The organism is Haloferula sp. BvORR071 (assembly GCF_000739615.1).
Lineage (GTDB): Bacteria > Verrucomicrobiota > Verrucomicrobiia > Verrucomicrobiales > Akkermansiaceae > Haloferula.
Genome location: NZ_BATP01000008.1, coordinates 1 through 7326, shown reverse-complemented (window position 1 = coordinate 7326; position 7326 = coordinate 1). Strand labels below are relative to the sequence as shown.

The 7326-nt window shown below is 59.6% G+C and carries 4 protein-coding genes and 1 pseudogene; 3 read left to right on the top strand and 2 right to left on the bottom strand.

The window, feature by feature from the left end:
- Positions 1–452: YicC/YloC family endoribonuclease (locus BV071_RS06865; protein ID WP_035604018.1), on the bottom strand; the 452-nt coding region annotated here is incomplete at its 3' end.
- Between the two features lie 495 nt (positions 453–947).
- Here BV071_RS06865 and BV071_RS35225 point away from each other — a divergent pair.
- Positions 948–1150 (top strand): annotated as a pseudogene (locus BV071_RS35225) (heavy metal-binding domain-containing protein); the annotation flags it as partial.
- Positions 1151–1270: 120 nt separating this feature from the next.
- A complete protein-coding gene (locus tag BV071_RS06855; protein WP_035604015.1) occupies positions 1271–4126 on the top strand; it encodes a metallophosphoesterase family protein in 2856 nt (951 codons plus the stop codon).
- 758 nt (positions 4127–4884) lie between these two features.
- On the opposite strand, the gene tatC is transcribed toward BV071_RS06855, so the two are convergent.
- A complete protein-coding gene (gene tatC, locus BV071_RS32595) occupies positions 4885–6663 on the bottom strand; it encodes a twin-arginine translocase subunit TatC (protein ID WP_052572996.1) in 1779 nt (592 codons plus the stop codon).
- Positions 6664–7006: 343 nt separating this feature from the next.
- Here tatC and BV071_RS06845 point away from each other — a divergent pair.
- A partial coding sequence (locus BV071_RS06845; RefSeq protein ID WP_035604012.1) for a hypothetical protein occupies positions 7007–7326 on the top strand: 320 nt, incomplete at its 3' end.

The following is a 7326-nucleotide window of genomic DNA, read 5'->3' as shown; positions in this document are numbered from 1 at the left end:
TGGCGCATGGCGAGCACCTGCTCGAGCGCGACTTCCAGGGCCCGCTCGATCGCCGGCCAGGCGATTTCGGCGCCCAAGCCGCTGTCTTCGATCCGGATCAGGCCCTGGACCCGCAGGAAGTCGGCGGCCTCCGCGGCGACCCGGCGGCCGGCGCGCTCGGAGATCTTGTCGAAGGCGGCTTCGAGGCCGTCCACCAGGCGGAGGTCGACGTTCACCGCGTCGCCAGCTGCGCCGCTGCCCTTGGCGGGCTCAAACTGGATGTTCACCTGGATCCGGCCGCGGGAGATGGGGGTGAGGACGGCCTTGCGGATCTTGGCCTCCAGCTCCAGCAGCTCGCGCGGGCCTTGGAGGACGACTTCGGCCTGCTTGCGGTTCACGCAGGAGATTTCGACGGTGGCGGTGCCTTCGTCGGTGGTGGCGGAGCCGCGGCCGAAGCCGGTCATGGAGTGCATGGCCGGGACTCTGGGCGGGGGCGGGGAAGTTTGCTAGTGTTCAGTGATTGGTTTTCAGGAAAGGCGGGGAGATGTGCCGGCTGATCGGTGATCGGTGATCGGTGATCGGTGATCGGTGATCGGTGATCGGTGATCGGTGATCGGTGGAAAGGCAGGGAGGCACCACGAATCGGGCGAATCTGACGAATGGGAGCTGGAGAAAGTACCGGCGTGATCCGCGATCTGTGCCCCCGTTCGCGGCACGGTCGCTTTGGGAGTGCGCGCGGGCATCGCCGCTTTCCGTGCGAACTCAGCCGCTCCAAGGCAACACAAGTTCTAGGCCGATCCACCCATCACCAAGAACTCTTCCATCCCCACCCCGGCAGTGCCCGATCCATCGCCGCAAGCAAGCTCCCGCATCCGCTCCCATTCGTTGGATTCGTCCGATTCGTGGTGCCTCCATGCCTTTCCTTGCGACCCTGCTTCGGTGAGGCGATTCCCGGCACTAACATCTTTCGGGACATCGCCGGAGGCAGGTCGGGTGCCTACGAGACCTACCTGAGGCGGCGCCGGCAGATCGCGATGGATGAGATGATCTAGCAGGTTCGGCCCTCGGGGCGGATGCCGTGGTCGGAGTCGATGTCGACTACGAGACCGTGGGCGCGGCGATGCTGATGATCTGCGCTTCGGGGACGGCGGTGGTTTTGGAGGGGGATTGATCATGCACGCAGAGGCTTCTTGTACTTCGATGAGTAAATCCTCCTAACAGCCGCTTTGGGTGGCTTTCCTCGATAGGACAGCGCCGATCGCGCAGTTTTCCTTGAACGCCATTGGCGCGTATGGGCACATGGGAGGGCCTCCTGCTAGCTGAACCGAAACCCTCCATCGACATGCAGAATTGTGATTTAACGTGGCTCCACTTGTCGGATTTTCATGTTGGGAAAGATAGCTATGCGCAAATTTCCCTATTCCGAAAGATCCTTCGCGAGGTGGGCGACAACGAGAGAAAGCCGGATTTCGTATTCATCACTGGAGACATTGCGAACAAAGGTCGTAGCGACGAATTCAAACTATTTGATGCCGAGTTCATCGTTCCGCTTCAGGAGATGCTGGGAGATGATTACTTTAAAAGGGTTTTCATTATTCCCGGCAATCACGACGTAGACAGATCGAAGGCACGAGCCATCAAACGATCGGGCATTTTATCGGACGTCCCGAATTTCCTCGACCCAACCGCGGAAGGTCGCGAAGAAAGAGAGCCTCTGCTCGCGAGATTCGCGGCATTCGATGAATGCAAATGGTACTTGGAGACCGAGCCATGGGTCACCTCCAATGCTGGCGTTCTCTCTAGAAAATTTGAATTGGCACAGCAAAAGGTGGGAGTCCTATGCATCAACACCGCATGGTTTTGCGGGCCAGAGCCTGAGAAGGAAAAATTGACAGCCGGAATAGAGATGGTCGAGGCCGGACTACGGGACCTTGGAGAATGCGATCTCATTTTTACTCTGGGGCATCACCCCCTCGACTGGTGGCTGCCAAGTCATGCGAAACAGGTAGATGCCATTCTTCGGCGGAGCAATACCCTATATCTCTGCGGCCATCTTCACAAAACGGAGTTCAGCGGCACCATAAGAGGGGTGTCGCCACTTCTCTCGTTGCAAGCCGGGTGTTGTTTCTCTGCCCGCAATGATGAGATTTGGGTTCCGAGGCTTGTTTGGGGAGGCTACACAAGAAAGACCAATACTGTGGCTTTGCGTCCCAAGAAGTGGCACCGTGAGGACGATTCGTGGATTCTTGATACAGAGGCTGTGTCAGAAGATCTTCGCCGCAAAGGCGGAGATTTCTGGGAGATATCCATGGGGTTGGCACCCAAACAAACTTCGAGCCAGTCGGCCGAAAAATCAGTTGCGGTTCCGGATGGCTGGGTTGTCGTCAACGAAGTGTTCTTGGCAGAGAAAAGCGAAGGCGCGAGTGAAGAGCGAGTTCTTCAATATTTTGAGGGTCGTGTGCCGGAGTGGGAGGACATTCTCGCGGGCAAAATCGCGAAGAGAGGCATGGTTGCGGATCTCGTATCACTTGCGAGTGATTCAGCAGAGCAACAGGAAAGTAAACTTACGCTCTTACTGGGGGCTGGAGGGGAGGGGAAATCCACGGTATTGCTTCAAACCCTTCTCGTTGCATATCGAGAGCGTGGTATTCGAGTTTTGTGGCGACGTAATCCTGAAAAAGGATTGCCCTCTAATTTTTTAGTGGCCTTGGCAGCCGCGAAGGAAAGTTGGCTAATCGCTGCGGATGAAGCGGACAATCTCGTCGGGGATATATACGCCGGATTGCGAGCTATACCTCGGAACTCCAAGATCAATATTCTACTAACGGCTCGTGACACTGATTGGATCAATGCTGGAGGCAATGATCACGCGTGGGGACAGCTTGCAAAGGTATCCGAAAGACGGATGAAAGGCCTTGAGGAGCAAGATGCAGAGAGCATCGTCGAATCATGGACCCAATTCGGGAGTAGAGGCTTAGGACGGCTGACTGGGGCCTCGAAGGAGGACGCCGTTGCTCAACTGATGGAGGCTGCTCGTATCGAAGCTACGGTTCCTGATGGTGCGTTTCTCGGAGCTATGCTTCGCGTGCGCGTGGGCGTTGCACTCAAAGACCACGTGGCATCACTGATGGGACGCCTTGAAACTCGGAAGATCCAAGAACTTCCGGGAAAAACGCTACTGGACGCCTTCGCATATATTGCGATCCCACATGCGCTCAACGTTCTGTTTCTCTCAAAACCGGTTCTAGCGAGGGCCTTGGGACTCGACGAGTCGCGGCTGCGCCGCCGTATACTTGGGCCACTTGGGGAGGAAGCGGCTGCAAGCGCTTACGGACAATACGTACTAACCAGACATCGAGCAATTGCGGAGGCAGCTTCGGAGATCGCTTTGTCTCGATTCGATTTTGAAGTCGAGTCGGTTCTTATGGATCTTGTTAGAGCTGCTATAATTGAAAACGAAGAAGGTCACCTTGTCCCGAATCTCAAGGAGTGGCGATTCCTTTCTTCAAGGTTTTTCGATGAAGGAAACCAATCTTTGGGTGTAGTACTTGCCAATGCCGCACTAGCAACCGATCCAAAAAACTCATTCTTGGCAGTTAAGCTAGCCAGTCTCTACAGATCCGCGGGCCAAGCTGAACTAAGCGCGATGGTGTTCAGAAAGTCCTCCGGGCAAGCGAAGGGGAATCGAGCTTTTTACACTGAGTGGGCAACTTGTGAGGGTTTCATATCCAGTCGCGCCACAAGCGTTTGGTTGCACGCCGTCTCTCTTGCTGACGGTACCGAGATGCGGCCTCCATCGGTTAAAGATGTCGGATTTGGGTTAAGTGGCCTGCTCAACTCTTTCATTGGACTCTACGATGCCTACCAGCTCAGAAAGTTTTCAAGCGCTGCGGGTGCTGCCTACGCACTTGGCCTCAGATTGACTCTCTCCCACGAAACTTATCAAGAGTTCGCCCGCCATCTCGAGGCGCTTAACGAACGTCATGCACTTACTAAGGATGAAGGGGAAGCATCTCTTGCGGCGCTAATTGAAGGGATAGAGGCCGCCTACGAAATTCGAGAGATCGAGCTTGGGCAATCGGTACCCACACCTTACCATCTTTCTTACGATGGGCTTCGTACAGTTTTGAAACTTAAGCAGCTCTGAGGATTACCGCTGCAGGGCTCCTTCTGGACCGATGGGCTTGTTAGTCCGGGCCCGGGGGTGTGATCCCTTCGGGATCGGGAGAGGGCGGGATAGTGTTAGGGAGTCGGTTGCGGTGGGTTCACGGCAGCAAGCTGCCTGCCGAAGGCGGTGGCAAGCCTCCGCAGTCCAAGGTTGGAGGGCGCGGGGTGGTGGTGCTGGTTAGGTGGAGCGGGCTGCTGGGGACCGCTCCGGGGACAGTAAGGTCCCCGCTCGAATGCCACGTGATTAAGATCCATTTCGTGGATCGTCTCGCGGTTAGAGGCGGCCCGGGTCGGTCGTTGCGGGGAGTATCGCGTGAATCCGGACTGAGGGAACCCGCTTCGGGGTTCGAATTGGGTTGGCGCTTGTCCCAGGGTAGCCGCGATGCCGTCCTTCTGCGCCCTGTGGGCTGGGAAGGACGGCATCGCGTCACCCTGGGCTTTATGAGGGAACGGCGTTGCCGTTCTCAGAGCAAGGCACCCCACAAGCGAACCGGGATTGACGAAAGCGGTCTTAATCACGTGGCATTCGTCCCAGCTCCTTATTCAAGGCGCCCGAGCATTCGAGCCGGCTAAAGCCGGCGCACCCAGTCATCCGTCCGCGGGGCGGGCAGTCAGGGACCGCTCCCGGGGACAGTAAGGTCCCCGCTCCTTAGCGAAGGCACCCGACTTTCCAGGCCGGCTAAAGCCAGCGCACCCAGTGGGGCTGCCACTGGGTTGGGCACGGGGGAGGTTAGGCGCTTATTTTTTCTCGGGGTCCTTGCCGTCGTCTTGGCGGTCACGGTCGCTCTCGCCGCCCAGGTTGCTCATGCGCCGGGCTTCTTCGCCGGGGATGCTCTGGGGCGGGGTGTCGTCGAGGTCGCCGTCGCCTTCGGGCACTTCGGGGATGTCGCCGAGGTGGTCGGTGAGGGCGCTGGGCTTGTGCTCGCCGTTGGCAGGGGTGGTGGTGCCGGAGTCGGCGGCTGGGGACGGGCTGTTAGTCTCGGCTTCGGCTTGGCTGTCCTTGCCGGCTTGCCAGCCTTCTTCGTTCGCGGAGGGGTCCCAGGGTTCGGTTCCGGTTGCGGCCCTTGGCTGGGGATGCTGGACCTGAGTGTGGTCGCTGCGGTCTTCTTCCTCGCCGCCTTCGTGGGGGTGATCGCCGGCGGGATCGCCGTGACCGGTCTGGCTGGCGTAGGTCTTTTCTTCTGCCGTTAGAGAGTTGGCATCGGAGTCAGACCTGGCGCCGTTGCCTTCCCCGTGGCCGGTGAGGGAATCGGGGATGGGCAGGGCGGCTACGCTGGCGGCTGCGGCCACTGCGGCTGCGGTGTTGGCGTCGGTGGTCGAGGCTGGCTTGTCGCCGGCCTCGGCTTCCTTTTCCTTTTCGTCCTTGAGCAGGCGCTCGAGGCGTTCGCGGTCTTCTTCGCCGCGCTGGCGTTCTTCCTCGGCTTCGCGGGCGAGGCGTTTCTTCTCATCGAAGTAGGCGAGCCAGATGCAAACTTCGTAGAGGATGCACATGGGCCCGGCCATGAGGCAGAGGGTGAAGGCATCCGGGGTGGGGGTGATGATGGCGGCGACGACGAAGATGGTGAGGATGGCGTAGGACCGCGTCTTGCGCATGGTCTCGTACGTGAGCAGACCGATCTTCACGAAGACCATGACAACGACGGGCAGCTCGAAGGAGAGGCCGAAGAGCAATGTGAACTGGGTGGCGAAGGTGACGTATTCGCCGATGCGCCAGTCATTCGAGACGCCCATCTGGGTGCTCCATTCGTAGAAGAAGGTGAGCGCGCGCGGGAGGACGAAGAGGTAGGCGAAGCAGACGCCGAAGAGGAAGAGCCCGAAGCCGATGCCAAGGGCTGGCCAAAGGACCTTTTGCTCATGCTCGTGCAGGCCGGGCAGGACGAATTGCAGGATGAAGAGCAGGAGGAAGGGGAAGGAGACGACGATGCCAGCGAAGAAGGCCAGCTTCATGGAGAGCATGAAGGACTCCGTGGGCTTGAGCGTGGAGAGCATCTTGAGGTTGCCACGCTCGTCGAGCTCCGGGCTGGCACCCTTGCTCATCATGTCCGCCACCACCTTGGCATCGTCCGGCTGGGCGAGCTTCGCCAGCAAGGTCTCCTGTCTTTTGATTCGCTCGGCGTCGTCCTTCTTCCCGGGGAAGCTGGCGATGGCGCGGAGCAAGCGGACGAGCTCCACATTGTGGAGGGTGGCAGCATCAAACTCCGCAAGGTAGATCGCGCGGTGCTGGCCCTCGAAGGATTGTGAGGCGTGCTCGACCTTCTTGGCCATCTCCCATTGGTCGGGGGTGATGGTGGAAGGCAGGAGCTTGACGCTGTGGATCTCCTGGACCTCATCGATGGGCTTGCGGAGCAAGGTCATCAACTTGTCCTGGAGCATGAAGCAGCCGACGGTGGCGATCATGAGGACCACCAGCGAACGGGTGATCATGACCCGGAGGTCATCCAAATGTTCGAGGAACGGCTTTTCGTTGTCGGGGTTCGCCTTGTCCCGGAGCTGGAATACCTTGGTGAGCAAAAACATCGGGGCCGTGCCTTGTGGGGGCTGGGGCGCGGCGGAGCGCGCTTGAGCCTGTGGCGGCGGGATTCAAGGGTGGTCCGGGCGTTCCTGCAAGGAGGATGAGGGGGCTTGTCTGGCAGGGCTGGGGGGCACGGGAGTTAGGGGGAGGATCTTTCGCGGAAATGGGAGGAATGCGGAGTGGGGAGTGGGGAGTGGCGAGTGCGGTGTTTGGGGGAAATGACGAATGCGAGAACTCCGCACTTCTCTGGCGTGAGCTTGCGGTGGAGCGGGGGATGAGCTTGGATCTTGGGGAATTGCGGCCGGGTGCTTGCGGCCGGCGAATGCGATGCTTCGATCCCGCCTTCTCATGAAGCCAAGCGATGTGGATGCCGATGTGGTGAGTGGTGGCCGGTTTTGCGGCGGCGGTGCTGTGGCATCGTGGCGTCGGGCGGTGGTGCTGGTGGCGGGGATGTCCTTGCTGGCGAGCTGCGGGATGGTGGAGCTGAGCGGGCCGGCGCTGACACGGATCGACAAGGCGCTGGAGGCGCGGAAGGGACCCAGTGTGAAGGCTTGGGAGCGTGGCGGGCCGGACCGGCGGGATCGGCTGAAGCTGGCGGAGCTGCAGACGGGGCTGCTGCTGCGCTGGGATGACATGCTCGATATCGTCGCGGCAGACCGAGCGGGACT